Below are 26,931 nucleotides of genomic sequence, written 5' to 3' on the forward strand. Positions count from 1 at the left end.
CGACACAAAGGGAAACACCGATGTTCAATGCCATCGTCCGCGGCAGCCTCGCGAACCGGCTGCTGGTCGTCGTCGCCGCCGTCGCTATGAGCGTCTACGGCCTCGCCACGCTGGCACGCCTGCCGGTCGACGTGTTCCCGGACCTCAACCGCCCGACGGTGACGCTGATGGCGGAAGCGGAGGGCCTCGCCCCCGAGGAGGTCGAGCAGCTCGTGACGTTCCCCATCGAGACGGCGATGAACGGCATGGCCGGCGTTTCGCGCGTGCGCTCGGTGTCGGGCGTCGGCCTCTCGATCGTCTACGTCGAGTTCGACTGGTCGGCCGAGATCTACCGTGCGCGCCAGCAGGTTTCCGAGCGGTTGCAGCTCGTGCGCGAGCACTTGCCGCCGGGCGTCGCCGTGCAGATGGGGCCGATCTCCTCCGTCATGGGCGAGATCATGCTGATCGCCATGTCGACGTCAGAAACGTCGACTTCGGGGCTGTCGGCGTCGGGCGACGGGTCCGATCTCATGCGGCTGCGCGAGATCGCCGACTTCACGGTCCGCCCGCAGCTTTTGACCGTGCCCGGTGTCTCTCAGGTGATCCCCATCGGCGGCGAGGTGCGCCAATATCGTGTCGTGCCCGATCCTCGCCGCATGACCGGCCTCGACATCGGCTTCGAGGCCGTCGAGCAGGCCATCAAATCCTTCGGCGCCAACACCGGCGGCGGCTTCGTCGACCAGAAGACGCGCGAGTTTCTGATCCGCAACATCGGCCGCTCCTCGAGGATCGAGGACCTGCGCAACCTCGTCGTCGCCTACCGCAGCGGCCAGGTCGTGACGCTCTCCCAGGTGGCGGACGTCGATTTCGCGGCCCGCACCAAGCGCGGCGACGCCGGATTGAACGGCAGGCCCGCCGTCATTCTGGCCGTACAGAAGCAGCCGGGCGCCGATACCGTCACCATCACGCGCGAGATCGAGCGCATGCTGCCCGAGCTGCAGCGCGTCATGCCGGAAGGCGTGAAGGTCACGGACGTGCAGTTCCGCCAGGCGACCTTCATCGAAACCTCCATCGGCAACGTCAAGCGCGTGCTGATCGAGGCGCTCGTGGTCGTGGCCGTGGTGCTGTTCCTGTTCCTGCTCAACTGGCAGACGACGTTCATCTCGCTCCTGGCCATTCCGCTGTCTGTGCTGACGACCGTCGTCGTGTTCGAGATCATGGGGCTTTCGATCAACACCATGACGCTCGGCGGCCTCGCCATCGCCATCGGCGCGCTCGTAGACGACGCCGTCGTCGACGTCGAGAACATCTACCGCAGGCTCGGCCTGCATCGGCGGGCGGGAGGTCGCGATCCGCGTCCAACCTTAGAGGTCGTCGCCGCAGCCTCGATCGAGGTCCGCACCGGCATCCTCTATGCGACGGCCATCATCGTGCTCGTGTTCCTTCCGCTGTTCGCGCTGTCGGGCATCGAGGGGCGCTTGTTCGCGCCGCTCGGCGTCGCCTTCATCGTCTCGATCCTGGCGAGCCTCCTCGTCTCGATGACGGTGACGCCGGTGCTCGCCTCCTGGCTGATCCCGCGCATGACGCATCTGGCCGAGCGTGAAAGCCCCATCGTGCGCGTCCTGAAGCGCTGGCAGCGGCGCGGGCTCGCCTGGTGCTTCGAGCACCCGTTGTTCGTCATCGTCATGCCGGTCGCAGCCGTGCTGGCGGCGCTGATCGCAGGCGCCATGCTGCCGCGCGCCTTCCTTCCGCCCTTCAACGAGGGCACGGTCCTCGTCACCGTTTCGCTCGAGCCCGGCATCAGCCTCTCCGAATCCAACCGCATCGGCAGGCTTGCCGAGACGCTCGTCGCCGAGGTTCCGGAGGTGCGTTCGGTCGGCCGCCGCACCGGCCGCGCCGAGCTCGACGAGCACGCCGAGGGCGTGCACGTGAGCGAGCTCGATGTCGATCTCCGCCGCTCCGCGCGCGGTCGCGAGGCGGTGCTGTCCGACATCCGCGGGCGCCTCGCGATGCTGCCCGCCTCGATCACCGTCGGCCAGCCCATCGCCCATCGGCTCGACCACATGCTCTCGGGCGTTCGCGCCCAGATTGCGCTCAAGATCTACGGTGACGATTACGACACCCTGCGCGCCCTGGCCGCCGACATGGAGACGCGGCTGCGGCGCATCCCCGGCGTCGTCGATCTCCAGACCGAGCGGCAGGTGCGCATTCCCGAGCTCCAGGTCCGCGTCGACTACGAGAAGGCCAAACGCTATGGCCTGAACCCGAGCGCGATCACAGCATCACTTGAGGCGCTGTCGAACGGCCGCGTCGTCTCCGAGATCGTCGACCAGCAGAAGCGCTTCGAGGTGGTGCTGCGTCTCTCGGATCGGGACCGCACCACGCGCGCGCTCGGCGACATGCTGATCGAAAGCCCGGCCGGGCGCATCCCGCTCGGGAGCGTCGCGGACGTCATTGAGACCGACGGGCCGAACCAGATCCTGCGCGAGAACGGCCGCCGCCGCATCGCCGTGCTGGCCAACACGGACGGCTCCGACATGGCGCGCATCGTCGGTGCGATCCGCGCTGAGATTGCCGCCGCGCCGCTGCCGCGCGGCTACTTCACGCACCTCGAAGGCCAGTTCCAGGCCCAGGAGGAAGCCTCGCGGCTGATAGCCCTGCTCTCGGCCGTGTCACTCGCGCTCATCTTCGTGGTGCTCTACACGCGCTACCGCTCGACCGCCCTCGCCCTGATCATCATGGGCAACGTGCCGCTCGCGATCATCGGCGGCGTGGCGGCGCTCATGCTTGCCGGGCAGCCGGTCTCGGTCGCAAGCGCCATCGGCTTCATCACGCTCGCCGGCATCGCCACCCGCAACGGCATCCTGAAGATCAGCCACTACATCAACCTGGCTCTGTTCGAAGGCGAGCGCTTCGGACGCGGGCTTGTCATGCGCGGCACGCTCGAGCGCCTCACGCCCGTGCTGATGACGGCGCTCGCCGCCGGCATCGCGCTGGTCCCGCTCATGATCGGGGCCGACGCGCCCGGAAAGGAGATCCTGCATCCGGTCGCCATCACCATCTTCGGCGGCCTCTTCTCTGCAACCGTGCTCGACGCCTTCCTCACGCCCGTCCTGTTCCTGCTCTTCGGAAGGAAGCCGCTTGAGCGCCTCATCGCGGCGCGGACGTCTGCCGTCCCCGCCGAAGCTTTCTGACCTCACGAAACCTGACTTAAAAAAAGGAGACCACCGATGATCAGACGACTTGCGCTTTCGGTCGCGGCTTTCGTGCTCGGGGCGGGCATCGCGCTCGCCGACGACAGCCACGAGCACGTCCACGATCATTCCGCCAAGCACGGCGGCATGATCGAGCACACCACGCACCATCACCTCGAGCTCGTGGCCGAGGGCGCGACGCTGACGGTCTACCTCACGCACGAGGACGGCACGGAGCAGGACGCGAGTGCCGCCAAGGCGTCGGCGACGGTGCTGGCGGACGGCAAGGCCGAGCAGGTGGCGCTCGCGCCCGCGGGCGGCAATGTTCTCAAGGGGTCGGGGCACTTCAACGCCGGCGCGGGGACCACCGTCGTGGTCTCGCTCACCCTGCCGGATCATGCGCCCGCGCAAGTGCGCTTCGAGCTGGAGTGAAGACGCGGCGCGGGAAAGCTAGGGCGAAGCGTGCGTTGCGCTCCGCGCCGTCTTCGTATCGCCCGATTTCCGCCGCAGGATTGTCATCGCGCCGGGCGTGGAGGAGAGTGCTCCGCTCCGGCGCACCTTGCATTTCCGTCGCGTGTGCAACTACGATTTTGGGAGCGATAGGCTATGCGTCTGAACTCGTGAATTCTTTTGCTGGTGCGGTGCGCATGGGACGCGTCATGGCGTGTTGCGCGCGCGGATTGCGTTCAGTAAACAGGAAAACCTGTCGACCCGAGGGATGTCGGCAGTCTCCCATTTTAGCTTTCACGCTTGAAGCCTCCACTCCTGAAGCCTCCATGTGCGGGACAGCAGCCTGATGACCGGCAGAGCTGACAGGCGTCGCCCATTGGTCGTTGCGATCGTGCTGATGGCGGCGATCGGGATCGCCCTCGTCGCCCCCGTCTTGATCGGCGCTCGGAAGGGCGAGCCGATTCCCGGTTCGACCGTGCGCGCCGACTCCCACGAGATGGTCGCCATCACGACGCCTCTGGCGCTGTTCACATCCCCCTCCATCGTGCTCGAGGCGGGAACTGTGGCGCTCGTCGGTCCCGTCTCGGGCGATAGTCACGTCAGCGCCTTGATCCGCACGCTGATGCGCGGCGACGGCGCGGATCTGGTGCTCGATCGCGCGCGTCTCGTCGTGGACCGGCGCGGGGACGCAGGTCCCGCGCTCGCGCCGGCGCAGGGCGGCGCGGGTGTATCCGAGGAGCTTCGCCCCGTTATCTCTTCGCTGTCCGGCTTCAGGTTCCGCAGCCTCACGATCCTCGACACGGTCGTCGCCTTCGAGACGGGCCAGGGGCCGTCCGAGGTGGTGTCGGTCTCCGAGATGGAAATCAAGCCAGGGAGCGACGGGCTCGTGGCGGCGAAGGGCCGGATCGAGGTCCGCGGAGAGCCGCTCGACATCGACGTGACTTTCGAGCGGCAGACGGAAAGCGCGATGGGCGCGCCGTTGCGTGTTCGCGCCACCGCAAAAGGAGACCTTCTCGCGGCCTCGTTCGAGGGCGTCCTGACGACGGGCGAGCACGCGCAGATTTCAGCTCAGAACGCGGAGCTGTCGATTTCCGACCTGCGCCGTTTCGCGGGTTGGCTCGGGGCGTCATGGCCGGGCGGCTCCGGGCTCGGGCCGTTCAAGGCCAACGGGCTTCTGACGCTCGACGAGCGCACGGTGTCGTTCGAGCACGCGGAATTTGCGCTCGACGGCAACCCAGCGACCGGCGCCCTCGCCGTCAGGATGGGGCGCGAGCGCCCGTCGATCGAGGGCACTCTGGCCTTCTCCACCTTCGACATCGCGCCCTACGCGACATCCTTCCGGCGCCATGCGCTCGCGCTGGCATCGGACTGGATCGTCGCGCTGCGCATCCCCCGTTTCGCCTCTCCGTCGTTCCTCCGCGACATGGACGCGGATCTCCGCCTCTCGGCCGCCAGCGTGACGAGCGGGTCGAGCCGGCTGGGGCGCGGTGCGGCAAGCCTCTCGATCAAGAACGGCGTGCTCTACGGCGAGCTCGCCGAGCTCGAGCTCGAGCAGGGCGGGCGCGGCGAAGGCCAGTTCACCGTGGATGCGACCGGGAGAGATCCCCGCTACACGCTGCTGGGAAACCTTCAGGACATCGATCTCGACACCCTTGTCACCCCGCACCTCGGTCCTGCCGCCATCGACGGCGCGGGAGACATCCGCCTCGATCTCGCCGCGGCGGGCGCGACCGAGGACGACATCGTCAAATCCTTGTCCGGCAAGCTGTCGCTGGACATGACCGACGGCGGACGTGTCGGTCTCGATCTCGATGCGCTGCCTGCCGCCGCGGCCGCCGCCACGCCGGTCGCGGGCTGGGGAGCCGTCGGCGCCGGCAAAACGGCAGTGAGCGAGCTTGCCGCGCGCCTGTCGGTGGCGCGAGGCGTTCTGACTGTGGACACCCTCGAGGCAACGGCCGGTGCCCGCACGGTCACTGCGTCGGGAACGGTCGACATCGGTGGACGCGCCCTCGACCTCCTGCTCTCGGTCGCCCCCACGTCCGGCGGCGCGCGGGCGCTGCCGGCCGGCAGTGCGCCGGGCGATGCGTCCGATGATGCATCGAACGCCGCCTCGGGAGCATATAAGCTTCACGGACCCTGGTCCGATCCAACCATCACCCGCGCCGGGTCCGGACGGGCGGCGGGCACCAGCCCCCCGGACGGCAGAGATCCGGGCTGACGGCGGGGGGCGGTAAGGGCGAGACGCCGTGGGCGGCCTGGACCCTGATCGCTTCGGACCCTATCTGTCCGAAACCTCACGGCGTCGGTCTCATCGAAGCGCGCAGCACCGGGTGAGCGCAGCGGATCGACGTGAGTCCCGGGCAAGCGAGACACATGGCACGAAACACATGGCACTGACGCCCGAGGAGATCCAGCGCTACAAGCGCCACCTTGTCCTGCACGACATCGGCGGCCAGGGTCAGGCGAAGCTCAAGGCCGCGCGCGTGCTCGTCATCGGCGCGGGTGGTCTCGGCAGCCCCGTCCTTCTCTATCTCGCCGCGGCCGGCGTCGGGACGCTCGGCGTCATCGACGACGACAGGGTCTCGCTCGACAACCTGCAGCGCCAGATCGTGCACACGACGGAGGCGGTCGGCGTGCCGAAGGTCGAAAGCGCCCGCGCGACGATCGCGCGCCTGAACCCGCACGTCGCGGTCGAAACGTTCGATACGCGCCTCGATGCAGGAAACGCAGCCGACATCATCTCGCGCTTCGACGTCGTCGCCGACGGGTCCGACAACTTCGCCACACGCTACCTGGTCTCCGACGCCTGCTATTTCGCGCGCCGCCCGCTGGTGCACGCCGCCGTCGGTCCCTTCGACGGCTACCTGACGACGCTGAAGCCGTACGCGGCGGGGCCGGACGGGTCTCCCTATCCGAGCTACCGCTGCCTCTTTCCCGAGGCCCCGCCGCCCGGCACGGTGCCCAACTGCTCGGAGGTGGGCGTGCTGGGCTCGGTCGTGGGGGTCGTCGGCGCCCTGCAGGCGACCGAGGTCGTCAAGGAGCTGACGGGCGTCGGCGAGGGCCTGGCCGGCCGTCTCCTGCTCTACGATGCCAGGGAGCCGCGCTTCGAGACCGTCCGCGTGGCATGGGACCCCGAGAACCCGCTGACCGGCCGCGCGCCGAGCATCGTCGACCTGTCGGTGCATGAGCACGCGCGGCCGGGTGTTCCCGCCGGAACAGATTAGGTCGTCGATCCCGGCCATGACGTGAGCGATATGGTCTGCGCCGCGGCGGAAGCCGCGCCGCATGTCTCGAGTCGCAAAAAAATAAAGAACCCGGCAATGACCCTGATCGCCGATCTGCTTTGGAGTCTCTATTTCCTCGCGCAAGGCGTCGTCGATACGATACTGGGCCGCCGCCGCAAGCGTTACGTGACGTCGGTCGATATAGCCGCGCCGCGCGACCTCGTATGGGTGACCTCCTCCGCCCACGAGATCGTCTTCGAAGGCCCGCCGCGCATCGAGATCGCAACCGCGCTTCGCGCCGGCACCCCTGACGTTTACGAGGGAACGGTAAGTGTCGGCGGTACGGTCGTTCCGATGGTCTACCGCGAGGTCGAGAGCCGCCCGCAGGAGGCGTTGATGATTGAGGTGCTGCGCGAGGGAACCGCGCCGAGCATTGCGCCCGGACACGACTATTTCGTCGCGTGCAAGTTCGAGGATCGCCGGGACGCCACGCGCCTCACCATGGTGCACGAGCTGACGCACGACAATTTCATGGGCCGCGTGCTGATCCCGCTCAGCGCACGCCACAACGGCCGGCGGATCCGCCGGCACTGCGAAACCCTCGCTGGTACCGCGACGGCTTCGTCCCGCATCGGCGCAGCGCTCGTGACCGGCGCGCTCACCTACGCGAGCTTCATGTATCTGTTCGACTGGATGTTCGCCGCCGTTCTGCTCGTTCTGCTCCTGGTTCACGAGGCGGGGCACGCGCTCGCCATGCGCTGGGTCGGTCTGCCCGTGCAGGGCATCTATTTCATTCCGTTCCTTGGCGGTGTCGCCGTCTCGGCCGCGCCGCACAAGAACGAGGCCGAGCGCGGTTTCGTGGCGCTGATGGGGCCGGGCTTCAGCCTGCTCACGACCGGTATTTTCGTCGCCGCCGCGTTCGCCACGAACGAGCCGCTGTTCGAGATGCTCGCGCTCGCGAGTGCCATCCTGAACGGCTTCAATCTCGCACCTGTCCTGCCGCTCGACGGCGGCCAGGTGGTCGATGCGGCGCTCTCCCGCTCCGATCCCGAGTTCGTCGCCATCATCAACATGCTGGCGCTGATCGTCGGCATCGGCGTGTCGGTCTATCTCGAGTGGTACCTGCTGACGGGGCTGCTGCTTCTGACGGCGCCCGTGCTGTTGAGGTCAGGCAAGCAGAAGCGGCGCGCAGAGCCGATCTCGAACGCCAGCCGCAACTGGCTGGTCGCCGGCTACCTGGCGACGCTCGCCTTCTACATCGCCGTTGCCACCCATTACCTGGTGTGAGCTCCCACACAACAAACGATAACACCATGGCCGGGCTTGGCCCGGCCATCCAGGGCGGCCTGATTGAACGTTGGCGTTGGATGGCCGGTCAACTCTGGCCGCGTCGAGTGCACGCTAGAACATCGCCGGGTGAACCTTGTCCGGCGGAGAATGCCCGTCGAGGAATGCCTTGATGTTGATGATCACCTTCTCGCCCATGTCGATGCGCCCCTCGATGGTGGCGCTGCTCATATGCGGGAGCGCCACCACGCGCTCGGAGGCGAGCAGCTTGGGGTTGATCGCCGGCTCGTGCTCGTACACGTCGAGGCCTGCGCCCGCGATCGAGCCCGACTCGATGAGGCGCGCGAGCTCGTTCTCGTCGATCACCTCGCCGCGCGCGGTGTTGACGATGTAGGCCGTCGGCTTGAGCAGCTTGAGGCGCCGCGCCGAGAGCAGGTGATAGGTGGCCGGCGTATGCGGGCAGTTGACCGAGACGATGTCCATGCGCGACAGCATCTGGTCGAGGCTTTCCCAGTAGGTCGCCTCCAGCTCCTGCTCGATCGCATTCGAAACGCGCTTGCGGTTGTGATAGTGGATCTGCAGCCCGAACGCCTTGGCGCGCTGCGCAACCGCGCGTCCGATGCGCCCCATGCCGACGATGCCGAGGCGCTTGCCGAAGATGCGGTGGCCCAGCATCCACGTCGGCGACCAGCCGACCCACTTGTTTTTCGGGCCCTTGAGATAGGCCGCCCCCTCGGGCAGGCGGCGCGGCACGGCGAGAATGAGCGCCATCGTCATGTCGGCGGTATCCTCGGTCAGGACACCCGGCGTGTTGGTCACCGTGACGGCGCGGTTGCGCGCCGTATCGAGGTCGATGTTGTCGACGCCGGTTCCGAAGTTGGCGATCAGGCGAAGCTGCGGCCCGGCTTGCGAGATGATGGCGCGGTCGATGCGGTCCGTGACGGTCGGCACCAGCACGTCGGCGATCTTGGCCGCTTCCGCCAGTTGCACCTGCGTCATGGGCGTGTCGTCGGTGTTGAGTCGCGCATCGAACAGCTCGCGCATGCGCGTTTCGACGACGTCGGGCAGCTTGCGCGTGACGATGACGACTGGCTTCTTTTGCGGGTTGGGCATATTTCTCCACCGGGCGGCGTGATCTGTATGGGGTGTGTCTAACAGAAGGTCATGTCCGTGACAAAGTGATGGATTGTCTGGGTAATGGATTGTCTGAGCGTCGGGAAGCGGCGGGGTGAGGGCGGTGCGGGAGCGGGCGATGCGATGGGGGAGCCGGAAGGGCTCCGGGTGGCTGGCGGCGCTGGCCGCTCTCCTTATTGCAACGGCCGCACTCGCCGGTGGAGCCGAGGCGCCCCGGGCGGAGACGCCGGCCGCAGGGCCCGCGGCGTCCGGAACGTCGGCGAGCGGTCTGCCGCTGCCGCGCTTCGTGAGCCTCAAGGCCGATCGCGTCAACCTCCGGTCGGGACCCGGCACCGATTATCCGACGTCATGGGTCTACCGCCAGGCCGGCTTGCCCGTGGAGGTCCTGAGCGAGTTCGAGGGCTGGCGCCAGATCCGCGATTCCGAAGGCGCGACGGGCTGGGTCCTGCAATCGCTGCTGTCGGGCCGGCGCACGGCGCTCGTCACGCCCTGGGACGCCAAGGCGGGGGCGCCGGTGCCCCAGGTCCCGGTGCGCAACAGCGATAGTGAGCGCGCGCGCGCGGTCGCTATCGTCGAGGCCGGCGTCATCGCCAACGTCCACACCTGCGATGGCCGCTGGTGCAGCATCACCATCGATCGCTTTCGGGGGTTCATGCCTCAGAAGCAGCTCTGGGGCGTCTATCCGAACGAGGTCGTGAAGTAGCCGTTCGCAAGGAGGCTGGTCGCGAGACGTCGGCCAACGCGCGCCAACGGCGGCTCCGCCGGATCGAAAGAGAGCCTCAGTCCTCGGGCACCAGCCGCACCACCACGTCGATGTGGCTCACCTTCATGCCGCGCGGCGGCTCGGGCAGGCCGTCGACCCGGATCGAGTCGCCGGGGATGTCCATCAGCTCGCCCGCGCTCTCGATGAAGAAGTGGTTGTGGTTCGACGTGTTGGTGTCGAAATAGGCTTTGCCGCCGTCGATGGCGAGCTCGCGCAAGAGCCCTGCGCCGGTGAACTGGTGCAGCGTATTGTAGACGGTCGCCAGAGAGACGTGCTCGCCGGCCGCCAGCGCTTCGGCATGCAGGATTTCCGCCGAGACGTGCCGGTCCTCGCCGCCGAGCAGAAGCACGCCGAGCGCCACGCGCTGACGCGTCGGACGCAGGCCCGCGCCCCGCAGCCGGGCGGCGATCCGGGAATGCTGCGCACGGTCCGCCGTCGGCACGGGCTCTCCGCAGCAGGGATCGTCCAAGCAAGGATCTTCCAGAATGTCTTCGCTCATGAACGGTCGACTCGATAAGCCTCAACGCCCCGGACACTTGATCAGTCTGGCAGCCGCTGAAGCCGGATTCTTTGATTTCATTAGTATAGGAGCACTTAGGGGTGACCGCAACCCGGTGCCAAGGCGCTGTTTTCGGCGGAAATTCCCCATCTCGCGGCCGCGGGGGCGCCGAAGCCGCATGGGACTCCCCAGCGCGGCGGCCCTCGTTGGACAATACGTCACCTTACGTCACCTTTTCCAAGCCGCGACTTGACGGGTCTCGCGATTATCGTTTGAACGGCGGTCGGATGTGCTAGGACAACGCGGTTTGTGTGTGGTGGAAGGCGTCGTTCTCGGACAATGGACCGGATCGCGCTCCGCGGCATCCGGCGGGCAGCAGGCACGCTGAGCCGTCAAGGGACTGACACCGGTGAGAGGGACGAAGCTGACCGATGGCCGAGCGCCGTTCTAGCTATGATTACGAGGATCTGTTGGCGTGCGGGCGCGGCGAGCTGTTCGGCCCCGGCAACGCGCAACTGCCGCTGCCGCCCATGCTGATGTTCGACCGCATCGCGCTGATCTCCGACACCCAGGGCACGCACGACAAGGGACAGGTCGTGGCCGAGCTTGCCGTCGAGGGCAACAGCCGGCTGGACTGGTTCTTCAAGTGTCATTTCGAAGGCGACCCGGTGATGCCGGGCTGCCTCGGCCTTGATGCCCTGTGGCAGCTCACGGGCTTCTTCCTGGGCTGGCTCGGCGCGCCCGGCCGCGGCCGCGCCTTGGGCGTGGGGGAAGTGAAGTTCACCGGCATGGTGCTCCCTTCGGTCAAGAAGGTCGAGTATGTGGTGGATATGAAGCGCGTGATTCTGCGCCGGCTGAAGCTGGCCATCGCCGATGGCGTGATGAAGGCGGACGGCCAGGTGATCTATACTGCGACCGACCTGCGCGTCGGTCTGTTCGAGGCAGGGGAAGCGCCGGCCGCCGGGTGAGCCGAAAGGCCACGATGCGGCAGTCGGCAAGTCTCCAGGGGCGGGCGAGGAAGGGGTTCTCGATGAGACGTGTGGTCGTCACCGGCATGGGTGTCGTGTCCTCCATCGGGAACACGACCCAGGAGGTGCTCGCCTCCCTCAGAGAGGGCAAGTCCGGCCTCGTGCGCGCCGACAAGTACGCCGAGCTCGGCTTCCGCTGCCAGGTGCACGGCGACCCGCGACTCGATTGGGAATCGCAAGTGCCGCGCAAGCCGAAGCGCTTCATGGAAGCCGGCGTCGGCTGGAACTACATCGCCATGGATCAGGCCATCCGCGACGCGGGGCTCGAGCCGGGCGACGTCGTCAACGAGCGCACCGGCATCGTGATGGGCTCGGGCGGCCCGTCGACGCGCGCCATCGTCTGGGCGGCGGACACCACGCGCCAGAAGGACCCCAAGAAAGTGGGCCCCTTCGAGGTGCCGAAGGCCATGTGCTCGGGCCCCTCGGCAGCCCTCGCGACGAGCTTCCAGATCAAGGGCGTCAATTATTCGATCTCCTCGGCCTGCTCCACGTCCGCCCACTGCATCGGCAATGCGGCGGAGCTGATCCAGTGGGGCAAGCAGGATGTCATCTTCGCCGGCGGCTGCGAGGAATTGGACTGGACGCTGTCGGTCCTGTTCGACGCCATGGGCGCCATGTCCTCGCGCTACAACGACACGCCCGCGACGGCGAGCCGCGCCTACGATAAGAACCGCGACGGCTTCGTGATCGCGGGCGGCGCGGGCGTGCTGGTTCTCGAGGAGCTCGAGCGCGCCAAGGCGCGCGGCGCCAAGATCTACGGCGAGATCGTGGGCTACGGTGCCACGTCCGACGGCCATGACATGGTGGCGCCGTCGGGCGAAGGGGCCGTCCGCTGCATGCGCCTTGCGATGAAGGGCCTCGCCGGCAAGGGCGTGGGGACGATCGACTATATCAATCCCCACGCGACCGCGACCCCCGTGGGCGACCAGAAGGAGATCGAGGCCATCCGCGAGGTGTTCGCGGGCCGGGAGATCCCGAAGATTTCCGCGACCAAGTCCTTGACCGGCCATTCGCTGGGCGCCATCGGCGTGCAGGAGAGCATCTTCTCGCTCCTTATGATGAACAACGGCTTCATCTGCGAAAGCGCCAACATCGAGGAGCTGGATCCTGCGTTCGAGGATATGCCGATCGTGCGGACTCGCATCGACAACGCGAGCCTTAACTGTGTCATGTCGAACAGTTTCGGGTTCGGCGGGACAAATGCCACTTTGATTTTCGAACGATACAACGGCTGATGTTCTGCAAGGTCCCCTCGGAGGTCTTGCCTCCTGAGCGGTGACCGGCATGAAGGTTCATAGAAGCGGACGCGGCTGGTTCGATATCGGCCGCAGGTTTGATGTGAGTGTGAGGTCGCCCATGACCGAATTCGATGTCACGAAACCCGGACCGTTGATGGCGGGCAAGCGCGGCCTGATCATGGGCGTCGCCAACGATCGCTCGATCGCCTGGGGCATCGCGCGCGCACTCCACGGGCAAGGCGCCGAGCTGGCGTTCAGCTACCAGGACGGCGCTTTCGGCCGCCGCGCCGTGCCGCTCGCGAAGTCCATGGGCGCTGAGATCGTCGAGCCCGTCAACGTTCTCGACCTGGCGACCGTCGACAGCATGTTCGCCAGGATCAAGGAGGTCTGGGGCAGCCTGGATTTCGTCGTCCATGCGCTCGCTTTCTCTGATCCGCGCGAGCTCTCCGGCCGCTACGTGAACACCACGCGCGACAACTTCACCAACACCATGGTGATCTCCTGCTTCTCGTTCACCGAGATCGCGCAGCGCGCCCGGGCGCTGATGCCGGACGGCGGCGCGCTCCTGACCCTGACCTACGGCGGCGCCACCCGTTCCGTCCCCTCCTATAACGTCATGGGCGTCGCCAAGGCCGCGCTCGAGGCCTCCATGCGCTATCTCGCAGCCGACCTCGGGCCAGAGAACATCCGCGTCAATGCGCTCTCCGCAGGCCCCATGCGCACGCTCTCCGGGGCCGGTGTGTCGGACGCCCGCGTCATCTTCAATTTCCAGAAGGAGCACGCGCCCCTGCGGCGCACGCCGAGCCTGAACGACGTCGGCGGCTCCGCGCTCTATCTCCTGTCCGATCTTTCGGCGGCGGTGACGGGGGAGGTGCATTTCGTCGATTGCGGCTACAGCACGATTTCGATGCCGAGCCTCGACGCATTGAAGGCCGCCGACCAGGAGGCCGCCACGGCCGGCCGCTCGCCGTCCGAGGCTGCGGAATAGGGGGCGCGCCGGCTCGATCCGTCGCACGCGATCGGTCGGACGGTGCGCGAGGGAAACGAAAAGGCTCCATGATCGGCGTCTTCGATTCCGGGCTCGGGGGGCTCACCGTCCTGAACGCTCTCACCCGGCGCTTTCCCGGGCAATCGTTCGTCTATCTCGGCGATCATGCGCATGTGCCCTACGGCAACCGCTCGTCGGAGGAGATCATCGATCTCACGCGCATCGCGGTGGATCGCCTGTTCGGGCTCGGCTGTGGGCTCGTTCTCCTGGGCTGCAACACCGCGACCGCCGTTGCCGCGCGACGCCTGCAGACGGCCTGGCTGCCGGCAACCCCTTGGAAGGCGCAAGGCCACAACGTCGTCGGCATCGTCGCGCCGACCGTCGAGGCGGCCACGCAGACGCCGTGGGCCGTCACCACGCCGCAGTATCCGCAGAAGTTCCTGACCGACCGCATCGCCGTCTTCGGCACCACGCGCACCGTTGCCTCCAACGTCTATGCCGAGGAGATCAGGAAGCGCTGCCCCAAGGTCACGGTCATCCAGCAGGTCTGCTCGGAGCTCGCCGGCGCCATCGAGGCCGGTGCGGCGGAAGCCGAGCTGGACCGCCTCGTCGAAGCCGGCATCGCAGGCGTGCTGCGTCAGGCCGGCGGCGAGCCGCCCCATCGCGCCATTCTCGGCTGCACCCACTTTCCGCTGGTCGAGCATCTGTTCCGGCGCCACCTGCCGCCGGCGACGCGCATCCTATCCCAGCCCGAGATCGTCGCCGACAGTCTCGAGGACTATCTCGCGCGTCATCCCCGCTACCGGGGAGACCCCGCGTCGCTGCCGCGCCTCGTGCTGCTGACGACGGGTGATCCCGAGGAGGCGAGCGCGCGCGCGCGCGTCTTTGCCGGCGACGCAGCGCGGGGCGGCTGGCGCAACGCCTTGAGTTTTGAGCGGCTCGGCGCTTGACTGGGCGCGCGTGGCCAGCCCGCGTCCGGCACCCGCCAAGGGGAGTCGCAGGGTGGGCGACGGGCGGCCTTGGACACGGAGACTTGGAGAGATCTCGCCATGGCGGAAACCACGCCCCTGTGCGACTTCGGCTGGACGGCGCCGCACTTCCGCCTGCCGGCCACCGACGGCAGAACCTATACGCTGGATGAGCTCAAGGGACCCAACGGGACCCTGGTGATGTTCATCTGCAACCACTGTCCCTACGTGCAGGCGATCCTCGACCGGCTGGTCCGCGACACGAAGGATCTGGCCGCGCTCGGGATCGCGTCGGTCGCGATTTCCTCGAACGATGCATCGGCCTACCCCGAGGACAGCTTCCCGCGCATGAAGGAGGCCGCCGAGGCTCACCGCTTTCCCTTCCCCTACCTCTACGATGAAAGCCAGGAGGTCGCGCACCGCTACGGCGCCGTCTGCACGCCGGACTTCTTCGGCTTTAACCGTGATCTCGCCCTGCAATACCGGGGACGGCTGGACGAGAGCGGCCGCAATCCCGGCCCGGCCGGCGCCCGTCGCGAGCTCGTCGAGGCCATGACGGCCGTGGCCAGGATGGGCCGCGGCCCCGAGCACCAGGTGCCCTCCATGGGCTGCTCGATCAAATGGAAGGACGCCTGACGGCCCGCCCGGGGTGAAACCGGCCAAATCCGTTGACCGCGGGCGGCTCCCGCCGCTATAGACCCGCTCTAGTGCCGCTCGGAACGCCTGTTTCGGGCGGTCGACGCATTGGAGCGTGCGTTCGGAGAGCCGGGATGCGCTGGCCCGCCTTGGGGCGGGGCGAAGCCGGGTCGGATCGCGGGCGCGTCATCGCGGACACGAATGTCAGCACGTCATAACACTGTCATGGCGCCATCCCTTGATCCGGTGGCCCGAAGAGAAGGATAGTTTGGATGGCCAATACGAAGTCGGCAAAGAAAGCCACGCGCCAGATGGTGCGCCGCACGGACGTCAACAAGAACCGCCGTTCGGCCGTGAAGACGCAAGTTCGCAAGGTCGAGGAAGCCATTGCCTCGGGAGACAAGGCCGCTGCCGCTCAGGCACTGAAATCGGCTGAGCCCTCGCTCGTCCGCACCGCCCAGAAGGGTGTCATGCATCGCAAGACGGCCGCCCGCAAGGTGTCGCGCCTCGCGCACCGCATCAAGGCGATGGCCTGAGCCCGACGTTCTCCAACACTCTTTTGAATTTTGAACCGTCAATCACGAGAGTGTGTTCTGTTCGCCACAGGGAAGGCCGCGCGATGGAATCGCGGACCTTCCCTTCGGCTTCCTAAGTGACGGATTCTTGAGGGTGTCCCGATGCCGCCCTCCCTCGCGCCTCCCGCTCGCCCCGAGCCCGCGCCCCCGCACCAAACAAAAAAGTGGCCTTTCCCCGCGCGCCACAGGAAAGCCGCAATTTCAAACCGGCGGCCGGCATCTTTTTGTGAATTGGCTTTGCCCTCAATGAGTTTCCTCACCGCGCTTGTGGAGAGGACTCAAGTTTTCCACGTTGCACCCACCGCTCGTCCCGCTGCCCTTGGGTCCCTTCTCCACCCGTTGCGCCGCTTGATAAAAGGTTACCGACCCGTTAAAAAGATCCCCGTCACCACGGCGGGGGTTGGTCTTGCTGTAATGTTTCAGTAGCACCCCGCCCGGACTCAGGATTGTCAGTGCAGCATCGTCCTGATTTTCTTCAGTATTTCAGTTAAGTAAATATATTCCACAGGGCCTGTGGAATGCGAAACGGTCTTTACTGAGCCAATACTGGTCTTTACTTGCGTTAACTGTGTCGGCTCGGGCCCAGCAACCCGGTCCGATCGGTGGGAAGACGAGGGCTAAAGGGTTGGCCGATCGCGTCAATATCGAGGATGTCCCAGTCGCGGAGACGTGGACGCACCTCAAGGCTGACGCAGGGGCTGTTCTGGTCGATGTGCGGACGCGAGCGGAATGGACCTTTGTCGGACTTCCCGATCTGAGCACGCTCGACAGGCGTGTGGTGACCATCGAGTGGCAGACGTTTCCCGATAACCGGGTCACTCCCGAGTTCGTGGGCACGTTGAGCAGGCTGCTCGAAGGGGCCGGTGTCGCGAAGGATGCTGAGCTGTTCTTCGTGTGCCGGTCGGGGGGACGCAGCCGTGCGGCTGCGGCTGCCATGGCGGGCGCGGGCTATACGCGCTGCCGCAACGTGGCCGATGGCTTCGAGGGACCTCTCGACGCCACCGGAAAAAGGGGGCGGGTCGCGGGCTGGAAAGCAGCCGGATTGCCCTGGCGGCAGGGATAGGCCGTCGCGAAGGGACTGGTCGGGCTCGTTTGGGCGAACGGGCGCGGCTCTGGAAGATCTGCCTTTCCGAAGGCGGATGCAACAAAGTGCGGGGTACAAGATAATGCAAGCCATCTCGAAAGCGGAGCTGTCCTATACGTCACCCGATCGCATCGGGCGGGCGCCGTCGGGCGATTATGCGGTCAACGGCAAGCCGGCCGGCATGGAAGCCGCCGAGGCCAAGGGAGGCGACAGCCGCGTCGCGGACGGGGCGGGCGCCAAGGTGCGCGCGATGCTGCGCTCGCAGCTCGGCGAGGACATCTACGCGAGCTGGTTCAAGGCCCTCGAGTTCGACGAGTTCGACGGCAAGACCGTGAGGGTCTCGGTGCCGGTCGTGTTTCTGCGCAAGTGGATCCAGTCCCACTACATGGATGAGCTGCTGACCTGCTGTCGGGCGGAGTTCAAGTCCGCCGAGGAGGTCGTCGTCTCGGTCCGCCAGCCCGGCGCCGGGGTCGCCCGTCAGATGGCCCGCGACGCGGAGCCCGCAACGAAGTCGCGCGAGGCCGCGGCCGAGCCCAGGGCCCTGGGAGCGCTCGGTGCCGCCGAGCCGGCCCGCAGCCCCGTGATGCGCCCGATCGCCGGTCGCACCAGCATCGGCGGGTTCGAAGGCTCGCCCCTCGACCCGCATCACACCTTCGAAAATTTCGTCGTCGGAACCTCGAACCGCATGGCCCACGCCGGTGCGGTCCAGGTCGCCGAGACGGTCCTGACGGACAGCCCGGCCTTCAATCCGCTCTACCTCTATTCGTCGGTCGGCCTCGGCAAGACGCACCTCCTGCAGGCCATCGCCTGGGAGGTGAAACGGCGCGCCGAGAACGCGCAGGTGCTCTATCTCACGGCCGAGCGCTTTCGCTACCAGTTCGTCGAGGCGCTGCGCGCGCAGGATCCGCTCTCCTTCAAGGAGAAGTTCCGCGGCATCAATATGCTCCTGATCGATGATCTCGAGTTCATGCAGGGCGAGAAGACCGAGCAGGAGTTCGATCACATCATCAACGCGCTCCTCGACGGCGGGCGTCAGGTCGTGGTGGCGTCTGCCCGCCATCCCGCGCAGATCGAGCGGCTCAACGAGCGCATGCGCTCGCGCCTGCAGCGCGGCCTGGTGGCTGAGATCGGCGGGTTCGACCACGAGCTGCGCCACCGCGTGCTCGACCAGCGTCTTGCCGAGAAGCGCGCCGCCGATCCGAGCTTCGATCTCTCGCGCGAGGTGGTCGAGATCCTGGCCAGCCGGCTGACGGAAAGCGGCCGCGAGCTCGAGGGCGCGGTGAACCGCCTCTACCTCACATGGCAGCACATGCGCGCCCCTGTCACGCCCGACATCGCCGAGACCGTCGTGCGCGACCTCTTCCAGGGCGTCGAGCCGCGCCGCATCAAGATCGAGGACATCCTGCGCATCGTCTCGCGCCACTTCGGCGTCTCGAAAGGCGATCTGCTCTCGCAGCGCCGGCATCGCTCGGTGGTCTGGCCGCGCCAGATCGGCATGTACCTCGCCAAGCAGCTGACCCACCGCTCGCTGCCCGAGATCGGCCGCCGCTTCGGCAACCGCGACCACACCACAGTGCTGCACGCGATCCGCAAGATCGAGAACGTCATCGCCGGCGACGCGAACCTGCGAGACGAGATCGACGAATTGAAGAAGCTGATCAGTCATTGAGGGGCAATCGACTGATAGAATTGAGAGTTCGAGCAACGGGCATGGCGTGACGAGGGAGATCGGCGCCATGCCCAAGCGGGGCGGGAGCGGTATCCAGCGATGCCGCTCCCGAAGTCTTTGGGGGTGGAGCTGCGAAAACCGCCGGAGGGAAGGCGCGAAAGCGCCCAAAGACCGCCCCGCCCCCTTGAAATCGGGCGCCCGATCAGGGCAAGTTGTGGCTCGCACGCCAGGACTTCCATCCAATACGAGAGCTGAGTTCTTCATCCCTCCGGCTGTTGGAGGACGGACGGGCCTACCATTTGTTCCATCTGCGGTTTCCCGCTCCGCTCCGGAGCAGGATCGCGAACTTCGAGGCGACCGATGCGGCTTGTGATCGAACGCGGGGAACTTCTGAGGGCGCTCGGACACGTGACGAGCGTCGTCGAGCGCCGGACGACGATTCCCATTCTCTCCAACGTTCTCCTGAAGGCGTCAGGCCAGGCGCTGGAGTTGAAGGCAACCGATCTCGAGCGCGAGGTGATCGAGGAGGTCCGCGCCGAGGTCGCTCAGCCCGGCGCCGTCACCGTGCCCGCTCACATCCTGCACGACATCGTGCGCAAGCTCCCCGACGGCACCCAGGTCGATATTCGCCGCGACGCCGAGAAGGAGCGCCTGACGCTCGCCGCCGGACAGGCGCGCTTCGCGCTGCAGACGCTCGGACCCGAGGACTTTCCCGATCTCAACGCCGGAGACCTCGGCCACACCTTCGAGGTCGCAGCCAAGGACCTGAAGCGCCTGATCGACAAGACGCGCTTTGCCATCTCGACCGAGGAGACGCGCTACTACCTCAACGGCATCTATTTCCACATCGCCGAGACCGGCAAGGCGCCGATGCTGCGCGCCGTCGCGACCGACGGCCATCGCCTCGCGCAAGCCGAGCTACCGCGTCCTCAGGGCGCCGAGGGGATGCCCGGCGTGATCATCCCCAGGAAGACGGTCCACGAGCTCTTTCGTCTGATCGAGGAAAGTGCGGAGGCCGTGAGCGTCGGCGTGTCGACCTCCAAGGTGCGCTTCGCGATCGGGTCGGTGACGCTGACCTCGAAGCTGATCGACGGCACCTTCCCCGATTACGGGCGCGTCATCCCGCAGGCGAACGACAAGGAGATGCGCGTCGCCAACGCCGACTTCATGAGCGCCGTGGACCGCGTGTCGACGATCGCGAGCGAGCGCGGGCGCGCCGTGAAGCTCAACCTCTCGAACGGCAAGCTCGTGCTGTCGGTCAACAACCCCGAAGGCGGCAGCGCCACCGAGGAGATCGCCGTCACCTATGCCGCAAGCCCGCTCGAGATCGGCTTCAACGCCAAGTATCTCCTGGACATCGCCGGTCAGCTCGAAGGTGAGGAGGCCCGCTTCCTCTTGGCCGATCCCGGCTCGCCGACCATGATCCGCGGCGCCGAGGACCAGAGCGCGCTCTACGTCCTGATGCCCATGCGCGTTTAGCGCCGTTGCTTTTGCCCGTCTCGTCCAGGATAGAGCGCTGGGTAAGGCTCTGCCTACCGGAACGCGTTGAGGGATCGCGGGGCGGTGACATCCGGCAAACGTATCTGGGCACCGGCCTCCGCCGGTGTGACGGAGTTTAAGGATCTACCCGTCCGCCAAATAAACGTCATCCCGGCGGAGGCCGGGATCCAGACACGTCTAACGGCGCGGGACGGCATCGGTCGAACGAAAGAGATGCAACGCTTGGCGTCCGCCACCGAACATGACGCGACCTCAGCGCCGCAAGCCGCGCCCCGCCTCTGGGTCGAGCGGCTGACGCTGACGCACTTCCGCAGCTACCCGTCGCTCACCCTCGAGCTTGCGCCCGAGCCGGTCGTGCTGACCGGCCCCAATGGCTCCGGCAAGACCAACGTGCTCGAGGCCGTCTCGCTGCTGGCGCCCGGCCAGGGCCTGCGCCAGGCCCCGCTCGCCGATCTCGCGCACGCCGCGGGAGACGGAAGCTGGTCGGTCTCGGCCCGCGTGCATACCGCCATCGGCCCCGTCACCATCGGCACCGGTCAGTCGGCAGCCGAGCCCAACGGCGAGCGCGCTTCGGGCCGCATCGTGCGCATCGACGGCGAAACCAGGACCGGCTCCGGCGCCCTCGGCGACTACGTGGAGATGGTCTGGGTCACGCCGGCGACGGATGGGCTCTTCACCGGCCCTGCCTCCGAGCGCCGCCGTTTTCTCGACCGCCTGATCGTCTGCTTCGATTCCGGTCACCGCACGCGCGCCGGCCGCTTCGAGCGCGCCATGGCGCAGCGCAATCGTCTGCTCTCCGACGGCGTGACGCGAAGTGCCCAGCTCGACGGGCTCGAGATCGTCATGGCCGAGATGGGCGTGGCCATGGCCGCCGCCCGCGCCGAAGCGGTGGCGGCGCTCCGCTCCCTCATTGACGCCCGTCGCGTCCGCGATCCCGAAAGCCCGTTTCCGTGGAGCGATGTCCGCCTCGAGGGCGCCATCGACCAGGATCTCGCCCATCGCGCCGCCATCGATGTCGAGGACGCCTATGCACGGCGCCTCAGCGAGGTCCGCGACCGCGACCGCGCCGCCGGCCGGGCGCTCGACGGGCCGCACAGGAGCGATCTCGTCGTCACCCATGGCCCCAAGGCGACGCTCGCCAGGCATTCGTCCACCGGCGAGCAGAAAGCGCTCCTGATGGGCCTCCTGCTCGCCCACGCCGAGCTGGTCGCGGCCCGCCGAGACGGCCTGGCGCCGCTGCTGCTGCTCGACGAGGTGACGGCCCATCTCGATGCCGACCGCCGCGCGGCCCTGTTCGACGAGCTGCTGCGCCTCGGCACGCAGGCATGGATGACGGGGACCGACAGTCAGTCCTTCGCGAGCCTCTCCGGAAAGGCGCAGTTCTGGCGCGTCCGGGACGGCAGGGTGACGCGATCGGACGCGGCGTGATCGGCCGCCGCGGACCCTTGCTGGCCGGCTCAGATAATGTATTGATCCAACAAGAAAAATAAGCGTGCGTCAGAGCGCATGCGGCACGCTTTTTTGCGCCGTTGTCCCGCGCCTTATGGTAGACTTTGTTTTAACCAGCAGAAAACGCAGCCACAGGCCCCGAATGAGCGCTCAGCCCGCCAGGAAGATACCCGCGCCCGACGATTACGGCGCCGATAGCATCAAGATGCTGAAGGGCCTCGAGGCGGTGCGCAAGCGCCCCGGCATGTACATCGGCGATACCGATGACGGCTCGGGCCTGCATCACATGATCTACGAGGTGGTCGACAACGCCATCGACGAGGTGCTGGCCGGCCACGCCAAGGTCTGCGAGGTGACGTTGAACCCGGACGGCTCGTGCACCGTGCGCGACGACGGCCGCGGCATTCCGACCGGCATCAAGCAGGACGACGATCACGATCCGAAGCGCTCCGCCGCCGAGATCGTGTTCACCGAGCTGCACGCGGGCGGCAAGTTCGACCAGAACTCCTACAAGGTCTCGGGCGGTCTGCACGGCGTCGGCGTCTCGGTCGTCAACGCGCTTTCGACATGGCTGCGCGCCCGCATCTGGCGCGAGGGCAAGGAGCATGTGATCGAGTTCCGCGACGGCGCTGCGGCGGGCCCCCTGAAAGTCGTCGGCGATGCCGGCGACAACCGCGGCACCGAGGTCACGTTCCTGCCGAGCCCGGTGACCTTCTCGAAGGTCGAGTTCGACTACGCGACGCTCGAGCATCGCCTGCGCGAGCTGGCGTTCCTGAACTCCGGCGCCAGGGTCGTGTTGACGGATGCCCGTCATGCCGATGTGAAGCGCGAGGAGTTCCTCTACGACGGCGGCACGTCCGCGTTCGTGCGCTTTCTCGACCGTTCGAAGCAGGCGCTGATCCCCGAGCCGATCATGATCCGCGCCGACAAGGACCGCGTGAGCGTCGAGGTCGCGCTGTGGTGGAACGACAGCTACCATGAGAACGTGCTGTGCTTCACCAACAACATCCCGCAGCGCGACGGCGGCACGCATCTCGCGGGCTTCCGCGCCGCGCTGACGCGCGTCATCAACAAGTACGCCACCGACAGCGGCATCGCCAAGAAGGAGAAGGTGGACCTCTCGGGCGAGGACGCCCGCGAAGGGCTCACGTGCGTGCTCTCGGTCAAGGTTCCCGACCCCAAGTTCTCGAGCCAGACCAAGGATAAGCTGGTCTCGTCCGAGGTGAAGCCGGTGGTCGAGAGCGTGGTCGCCGAGACGCTGATGGCCTGGTTCGAGGAGCACCCGAAGGAGGCGAAGGCCATCGTCGGTAAGATCGTCGAGGCGGCGCTCGCGCGCGAGGCGGCGCGCAAGGCGCGCGAGCTGACGCGCAGGAAGAGCGCGCTCGACGGCCTGCGGCTCCCCGGCGGCCTCGCCGAGTGCCAGGACCGCGACCCGGCCAACACCGAGCTCTTCATCGTCGAGGGTGACTCGGCCGGCGGCTCCGCCAAGCAGGGCCGCAAGCGCGAGTATCAGGCCGTGCTGCCGATCCGCGGCAAGATCCTCAACGTCGAGCGCGCGCGCATCGACAAGATGCTCTCCTCCGAGCAGGTGACCAACATCATCGGCGCCCTCGGCACCGGCATCCGCGACGACTTCGATCTCGGCAAGCTGCGCTACCACAAGATCATCATCATGACGGACGCCGACGTGGACGGCGCCCACATCCGCACGCTGCTGCTGACGTTCTTCTATCGCCAGATGTCCGAGCTGGTGGAGAAGGGCCACGTCTACATCGCCCAGCCGCCGCTCTACAAAGTCCAGCGCGGCAAGAGCAGCACCTACCTCAAGGACCAGCGCGCGCTCGAGGACTATCTGATCGACAGCGGTCTCGAGGACAACGTGCTCGTCGCCGGCGGCGAGGAGCGCGCCGGCAAGGACCTGCGCGACATCGTCGATCAGGCGCGCGGCATCGTCGGCCTCATCGATCAGCTGCATTCGCGCTACGCGCGTGCGGTCGTCGAGCAGGCGGCCATCGCCGGCGCCTTCGATCCCGCGCTGCTTCAGTCGGCCGCCTCCGCCAATGCTGCCGCCGCAACCGTCGCCGCGCGCCTGAACGAGGTCGCCGAGGAGACGGAGAAGGGCTGGTCCGGCAGCTACGGCAACGACGGCTTCCTCTTCCGCCGCGAGGTGCGCGGCGTCACCGAGGTCCACGCCCTCGACCGCGCGTTGCTGGCGTCCCTCGACGCGCGGCGCCTGAACGAGAAGCGCAAGCATCTCTCCGAGGTCTACGGTCTCGGCACCAAGCTGCGCCGCAAGACCGAGACGCTGACCATTCACGGCCCCCGCGCACTGCTCGACGCCATCTACGAGGCCGGCCGCAAGGGCCTCTCGCTGCAGCGCTACAAAGGCTTGGGCGAGATGAACCCCGAGCAGCTGTGGGAGACCACGCTCGACCGCGATGCGCGCACGCTTCTGCAGGTCAAGATCGGCGACGTGTCCGAGGTCGATGAGATCTTCTCCAAGCTGATGGGCGATGTGGTCGAGCCGCGCCGCGAGTTCATCCAGGAGAATGCGCTGACCGTCGCCAATCTGGACGTCTAGACCGTGGACGCGCACCGGAACCCATGACGACGCACACCCCGGCCGAGGTGCCAAGACCGCTCGACGCCATCATGCTCTCCGTCGGCGACGGGCATTGGCTCTACGTCGAGGAGGTCGGAACGCGCGGCGCTGTTCCCGCGCTCTTCCTGCATGGCGGCCCGGGCAGCGGCGCACAGCACAGCCACAGGAGCCTGTTCGATCCCGAGCGCTTCCACGCCGTGCTGTTCGACCAGCGCGGCGCCGGCCGAAGCCATCCCTACCTTTCAACGCACGCCAACACGACCCAGCACCTCGTCGCCGACATCGAGCGCATCCGCGAGCATTTCGGCTTCGAGAGCATGCTGGTCGTCGGCGGCTCGTGGGGCTCGACGCTGGCGCTCGCCTATGCCGAGACCCATCCCGAGCGCGTCTCCGGGCTCGTCCTGCGCGCCGTGTTCCTCGGCACCGACGCCGAGGTCGACTGGGCCTTCCGCCGCGCACCGTCGCAATTGCGGCCGGACCTTTACGAGAACTTCGTCGCCGCGCTTCCGGAGGCCGAGCGCGCCGATCCGCTCAAGTCCTATGTCGCGCGCCTAACGAGCGGCGATCCCGCGTGCCGCGATCCGGCCGCGCGCCAATGGCTTGGGTTCGAGCGGGCGCTTTCGGAGTTTGCACCCGCCACAAGCGTGCTGCCGGACACGCTCCCCGCCACGGGACGCGTTCCGCCGACGCCGATCGTCGAAGCCCATTACATTGCCAACCACTTCTTCTTGCGGCCGAACGCGCTGCTGGACGGCGCCTCCCGTCTCGGCGCCATTCCGGGCGTGATTGTACAGGGTCGCTACGACCTGCTCTGTCCGCCGCGGGCCGCCTACGAGATCGCCAAGCGCTGGCCGGGCTCTCGTCTCGAGATCGTGCCGGCCGCCGGCCATGCCATGACCGACCCGGGCGTCTTCGAGGCCATGAAGCGCGCGGTCGAGACGCTCGCGCCGAGAGAGAAACCGCTCCGAACCCGATGCCCGTAACCGTCACGGCTTTTTACAAGTTCGTCGCCATCGACGATCCGCCAGCCTTGCGCGGGGAATTGCTCGGCCATGCGCGCACCTTCGGCCTCAGGGGCACGATCCTGGTTGCGCCCGAAGGCATCAACGCCACCGTGGCCGGCCCCGACGCGGGCATCCGCCGGCTGCTGTCGCATCTGCGCGCCGACCCGCGTTTCGCTGATCTCGTGAGCAAGGAGTCCTTTGCGGACGAGGTCCCGTTCGGCCGCCTCAAAGTGAGGCTCAAGCGCGAGATCGTGACGCTGCGCCGGCCCGAGGCGGATCCCACGCGTCGCGTCGGAACCTACGTCAAGCCGGAGCACTGGAACGCGCTGATCTCCGATCCCGAGGTGCTCGTCCTCGACACGCGCAACGCCTATGAGGTCGGCGTCGGCACCTTCAAGGGCGCCATCGACCCCGTGACGCGCTCTTTTACCGATTTCCCGGATTTCGTCGCGGCCCACCTCGACCCTGCGCGCCACAAGCGCGTCGCCATGTTCTGCACCGGCGGCATCCGCTGCGAGAAGGCCTCAGCTTACATGCTCGCGCAGGGCTTCCCGGAGGTCTATCACCTCGAAGGCGGCATCCTCAAATACCTGGAGACGGTCCCGCCGGAGGCGAGCCTGTGGCAAGGCGAATGCTTCGTCTTCGATGAGCGCGTCGCCCTCGGGCACGGCGTGACGGTCGGTTCGCACGTCATCTGCCGGCGGTGCGGCACCCCGATGGCCGCCGACGTCCCGCACTGCCCGAGGTGTCCCGCAGCGGAGGAGCCGCAGCATCGCGGCGGCGATGATACGGCCGCCGACGGCGCAAGCCATCCCGCAGGGCGGACGGCGCCACCCTTCGTCAGAGGATGAACTTCGACAGGTCGGCGTTCTTGGCGAGCGCGCCGACGCGGCTCGTCACGTAGGACGCATCGACGGTCTGGGTCTCGCCGGTGCGGTCCGAGGCCTCGAAGGAAATCTCGTCGAGCACGCGCTCCATCACCGTCTGCAGCCGCCGTGCGCCGATGTTCTCGACCGTGGAGTTGACCAGCACGGCCGTATCCGCGAGCGCGTCGATGGCATCCTCCGTGAAGGTGAGGGTGAGGCCCTCGGTCGCCATCAGGGCGGTGTACTGCTTGATGAGGCTTGCCTCGGGCTCGGTCAGGATGCGGCGGAAGTCCTCGCGCGTCAGCGCCTGGAGCTCGACGCGGATCGGCAGCCGCCCCTGCAACTCCGGCAGGAGGTCGGCGGGCTTTGCCACATGGAACGCTCCCGAGGCGATGAACAGCACGTGGTCCGTCTTTACGGGCCCGTACTTGGTGGAGACGCTGGTGCCCTCGATCAGCGGCAGGAGGTCGCGCTGCACGCCCTCGCGCGAAACCTCCCCGCCCGAGCGCCCCCCCGTCTCGCCGCGCGAGCAGATCTTGTCGATCTCGTCGAGAAACACGATGCCGTTGTTCTCGACCGAGCGAATGGCCTCGCTCGTGATCTGCTCGTTGTCGATCAGCTTGTCGCTTTCCTCGGCGATCAGCAGCAGGTGGCTGTCCTTGACCGTGATGCGCCGCGGCTTCGTGCGCCCCCCCATCATCTTGCCGAAGATGTCGCCGAGATTGACGGCGCCGATCGACCCGCCCGGCATGCCGGGGATGTCGAGCATCGGCAGGCCGCCGCCCGTGTCGGCG

22 protein-coding genes are annotated in these 26,931 nt (G+C 67.2%); 19 read left to right on the forward strand and 3 right to left on the reverse strand.

Going from position 1 to position 26,931, the window contains the following annotated elements; translation table 11 throughout:
* Nucleotides 1–20: 20 nt before the first annotated feature.
* The 5 genes from V7082_RS02720 (at nucleotide 21) to V7082_RS02740 (ending at nucleotide 8,134) form a co-directional block, all read left to right on the forward strand.
* The gene (locus V7082_RS02720; RefSeq protein WP_334146081.1) at nucleotides 21–3,173 is read left to right on the forward strand and encodes an efflux RND transporter permease subunit; all 3,153 of its coding nucleotides are present in this window, start codon (nucleotides 21–23) and stop codon (nucleotides 3,171–3,173) included.
* A 36-nt stretch (nucleotides 3,174–3,209) separates the two neighbouring features.
* The gene (locus tag V7082_RS02725) at nucleotides 3,210–3,605 is read left to right on the forward strand and encodes a hypothetical protein (RefSeq protein WP_334146082.1); all 396 of its coding nucleotides are present in this window, start codon (nucleotides 3,210–3,212) and stop codon (nucleotides 3,603–3,605) included.
* A 364-nt stretch (nucleotides 3,606–3,969) separates the two neighbouring features.
* The gene (locus V7082_RS02730; protein WP_334146083.1) at nucleotides 3,970–5,841 is read left to right on the forward strand and encodes an AsmA family protein; all 1,872 of its coding nucleotides are present in this window, start codon (nucleotides 3,970–3,972) and stop codon (nucleotides 5,839–5,841) included.
* 169 nt (nucleotides 5,842–6,010) lie between these two features.
* Entirely contained in the window at nucleotides 6,011–6,847 is an 837-nt protein-coding gene (locus V7082_RS02735; protein WP_334146084.1) for a HesA/MoeB/ThiF family protein, read from the forward strand.
* Between the two features lie 96 nt (nucleotides 6,848–6,943).
* Nucleotides 6,944–8,134, forward strand: coding sequence for a metalloprotease (locus tag V7082_RS02740; protein WP_334146085.1), 1,191 nt, complete (start codon nucleotides 6,944–6,946; stop codon nucleotides 8,132–8,134).
* Between the two features lie 114 nt (nucleotides 8,135–8,248).
* Here the strand turns inward: V7082_RS02740 and V7082_RS02745 are convergent, their stop codons facing one another.
* The gene (locus V7082_RS02745; protein ID WP_334146086.1) at nucleotides 8,249–9,247 is read right to left on the reverse strand and encodes a 2-hydroxyacid dehydrogenase; all 999 of its coding nucleotides are present in this window, start codon (nucleotides 9,245–9,247) and stop codon (nucleotides 8,249–8,251) included.
* Nucleotides 9,248–9,386: 139 nt separating this feature from the next.
* On the opposite strand from V7082_RS02745, the gene V7082_RS02750 reads away from it, so the two are divergent.
* Complete coding sequence (locus tag V7082_RS02750; RefSeq protein WP_334146087.1) at nucleotides 9,387–9,971, forward strand: SH3 domain-containing protein; 585 nt, start codon at nucleotides 9,387–9,389, stop codon at nucleotides 9,969–9,971.
* 76 nt (nucleotides 9,972–10,047) lie between these two features.
* On the opposite strand, the gene irrA is transcribed toward V7082_RS02750, so the two are convergent.
* Entirely contained in the window at nucleotides 10,048–10,530 is a 483-nt protein-coding gene (gene irrA, locus V7082_RS02755) for an iron response transcriptional regulator IrrA (protein ID WP_334146088.1), read from the reverse strand.
* A 431-nt stretch (nucleotides 10,531–10,961) separates the two neighbouring features.
* Here irrA and fabA point away from each other — a divergent pair, with 431 nt between their 5' ends.
* From fabA to trhO, 13 genes are all read left to right on the forward strand, one after another.
* Nucleotides 10,962–11,498: a 3-hydroxyacyl-[acyl-carrier-protein] dehydratase FabA gene (fabA, locus tag V7082_RS02760; RefSeq protein WP_334146089.1), complete on the forward strand. Its 537-nt coding sequence runs from the start codon at nucleotides 10,962–10,964 to the stop codon at nucleotides 11,496–11,498.
* A gap of 62 nt (nucleotides 11,499–11,560) precedes the next feature.
* Nucleotides 11,561–12,793 (forward strand): beta-ketoacyl-ACP synthase I, encoded by a 1,233-nt coding sequence (gene fabB, locus V7082_RS02765; RefSeq protein ID WP_334146090.1) that lies wholly within the window; start codon nucleotides 11,561–11,563, stop codon nucleotides 12,791–12,793.
* 121 nt (nucleotides 12,794–12,914) lie between these two features.
* Entirely contained in the window at nucleotides 12,915–13,784 is an 870-nt protein-coding gene (locus tag V7082_RS02770; protein WP_334146091.1) for an SDR family oxidoreductase, read from the forward strand.
* A 68-nt stretch (nucleotides 13,785–13,852) separates the two neighbouring features.
* On the forward strand, nucleotides 13,853–14,734 hold the full coding sequence (locus tag V7082_RS02775) for a glutamate racemase (RefSeq protein WP_334146092.1): 882 nt from the start codon (nucleotides 13,853–13,855) through the stop codon (nucleotides 14,732–14,734).
* A 99-nt stretch (nucleotides 14,735–14,833) separates the two neighbouring features.
* Complete coding sequence (locus tag V7082_RS02780; RefSeq protein WP_334146093.1) at nucleotides 14,834–15,388, forward strand: thioredoxin family protein; 555 nt, start codon at nucleotides 14,834–14,836, stop codon at nucleotides 15,386–15,388.
* Between the two features lie 272 nt (nucleotides 15,389–15,660).
* The gene (gene rpsT / locus V7082_RS02785; RefSeq protein WP_334146094.1) at nucleotides 15,661–15,924 is read left to right on the forward strand and encodes a 30S ribosomal protein S20; all 264 of its coding nucleotides are present in this window, start codon (nucleotides 15,661–15,663) and stop codon (nucleotides 15,922–15,924) included.
* A 664-nt stretch (nucleotides 15,925–16,588) separates the two neighbouring features.
* Nucleotides 16,589–17,026: a rhodanese-like domain-containing protein gene (locus V7082_RS02790; protein WP_334146095.1), complete on the forward strand. Its 438-nt coding sequence runs from the start codon at nucleotides 16,589–16,591 to the stop codon at nucleotides 17,024–17,026.
* Nucleotides 17,027–17,228: 202 nt separating this feature from the next.
* Nucleotides 17,229–18,716 carry a chromosomal replication initiator protein DnaA gene (gene dnaA / locus V7082_RS02795; protein WP_334146102.1) on the forward strand — a complete coding sequence of 496 codons (1,488 nt, stop codon included), beginning with the start codon at nucleotides 17,229–17,231 and terminating at the stop codon, nucleotides 18,714–18,716.
* Nucleotides 18,717–19,076: 360 nt separating this feature from the next.
* Nucleotides 19,077–20,195, forward strand: a complete 1,119-nt coding sequence (gene dnaN, locus V7082_RS02800) for a DNA polymerase III subunit beta (RefSeq protein ID WP_334146096.1) — start codon at nucleotides 19,077–19,079, stop codon at nucleotides 20,193–20,195.
* A gap of 234 nt (nucleotides 20,196–20,429) precedes the next feature.
* On the forward strand, nucleotides 20,430–21,644 hold the full coding sequence (gene recF / locus V7082_RS02805) for a DNA replication/repair protein RecF (protein ID WP_442909747.1): 1,215 nt from the start codon (nucleotides 20,430–20,432) through the stop codon (nucleotides 21,642–21,644).
* A gap of 163 nt (nucleotides 21,645–21,807) precedes the next feature.
* Complete coding sequence (gene gyrB, locus V7082_RS02810) at nucleotides 21,808–24,246, forward strand: DNA topoisomerase (ATP-hydrolyzing) subunit B (protein WP_334146097.1); 2,439 nt, start codon at nucleotides 21,808–21,810, stop codon at nucleotides 24,244–24,246.
* Between the two features lie 23 nt (nucleotides 24,247–24,269).
* Nucleotides 24,270–25,250 carry a prolyl aminopeptidase gene (pip, locus tag V7082_RS02815; protein WP_334146098.1) on the forward strand — a complete coding sequence of 327 codons (981 nt, stop codon included), beginning with the start codon at nucleotides 24,270–24,272 and terminating at the stop codon, nucleotides 25,248–25,250.
* Complete coding sequence (trhO, locus tag V7082_RS02820; protein WP_334146099.1) at nucleotides 25,241–26,122, forward strand: oxygen-dependent tRNA uridine(34) hydroxylase TrhO; 882 nt, start codon at nucleotides 25,241–25,243, stop codon at nucleotides 26,120–26,122. Before pip ends, trhO begins: the two co-directional genes overlap by 10 nt.
* Here trhO and V7082_RS02825 read toward each other — a convergent pair.
* The coding region (locus V7082_RS02825; protein WP_334146100.1) for an AAA family ATPase at nucleotides 26,112–26,931 on the reverse strand (820 nt) is incomplete at its 5' end. The genes trhO and V7082_RS02825 overlap by 11 nt on opposite strands.

Origin of the sequence: Hyphomicrobium sp., from assembly GCF_036833075.1 — a bacterium.
Taxonomy (GTDB): Bacteria; Pseudomonadota; Alphaproteobacteria; order Rhizobiales; family Hyphomicrobiaceae; genus Hyphomicrobium_C.

Coding starts and splice junctions, on each gene's coding strand:
- V7082_RS02720 (WP_334146081.1), top strand. CDS start 21: ATGTTCAATGCCATCGTCCGCGGCAGCCTCGCGAACCGGCTGCTGGTC.
- V7082_RS02725 (WP_334146082.1), top strand. CDS start 3,210: ATGATCAGACGACTTGCGCTTTCGGTCGCGGCTTTCGTGCTCGGGGCG.
- V7082_RS02730 (WP_334146083.1), top strand. CDS start 3,970: ATGACCGGCAGAGCTGACAGGCGTCGCCCATTGGTCGTTGCGATCGTG.
- V7082_RS02735 (WP_334146084.1), top strand. CDS start 6,011: ATGGCACTGACGCCCGAGGAGATCCAGCGCTACAAGCGCCACCTTGTC.
- V7082_RS02740 (WP_334146085.1), top strand. CDS start 6,944: ATGACCCTGATCGCCGATCTGCTTTGGAGTCTCTATTTCCTCGCGCAA.
- V7082_RS02745 (WP_334146086.1), bottom strand. CDS start 9,247: ATGCCCAACCCGCAAAAGAAGCCAGTCGTCATCGTCACGCGCAAGCTG.
- V7082_RS02750 (WP_334146087.1), top strand. CDS start 9,387: ATGCGATGGGGGAGCCGGAAGGGCTCCGGGTGGCTGGCGGCGCTGGCC.
- irrA (WP_334146088.1), bottom strand. CDS start 10,530: ATGAGCGAAGACATTCTGGAAGATCCTTGCTTGGACGATCCCTGCTGC.
- fabA (WP_334146089.1), top strand. CDS start 10,962: ATGGCCGAGCGCCGTTCTAGCTATGATTACGAGGATCTGTTGGCGTGC.
- fabB (WP_334146090.1), top strand. CDS start 11,561: ATGAGACGTGTGGTCGTCACCGGCATGGGTGTCGTGTCCTCCATCGGG.
- V7082_RS02770 (WP_334146091.1), top strand. CDS start 12,915: ATGACCGAATTCGATGTCACGAAACCCGGACCGTTGATGGCGGGCAAG.
- V7082_RS02775 (WP_334146092.1), top strand. CDS start 13,853: ATGATCGGCGTCTTCGATTCCGGGCTCGGGGGGCTCACCGTCCTGAAC.
- V7082_RS02780 (WP_334146093.1), top strand. CDS start 14,834: ATGGCGGAAACCACGCCCCTGTGCGACTTCGGCTGGACGGCGCCGCAC.
- rpsT (WP_334146094.1), top strand. CDS start 15,661: ATGGCCAATACGAAGTCGGCAAAGAAAGCCACGCGCCAGATGGTGCGC.
- dnaA (WP_334146102.1), top strand. CDS start 17,229: ATGGAAGCCGCCGAGGCCAAGGGAGGCGACAGCCGCGTCGCGGACGGG.
- dnaN (WP_334146096.1), top strand. CDS start 19,077: ATGCGGCTTGTGATCGAACGCGGGGAACTTCTGAGGGCGCTCGGACAC.
- recF (WP_442909747.1), top strand. CDS start 20,430: ATGCAACGCTTGGCGTCCGCCACCGAACATGACGCGACCTCAGCGCCG.
- gyrB (WP_334146097.1), top strand. CDS start 21,808: ATGAGCGCTCAGCCCGCCAGGAAGATACCCGCGCCCGACGATTACGGC.
- pip (WP_334146098.1), top strand. CDS start 24,270: ATGACGACGCACACCCCGGCCGAGGTGCCAAGACCGCTCGACGCCATC.
- trhO (WP_334146099.1), top strand. CDS start 25,241: ATGCCCGTAACCGTCACGGCTTTTTACAAGTTCGTCGCCATCGACGAT.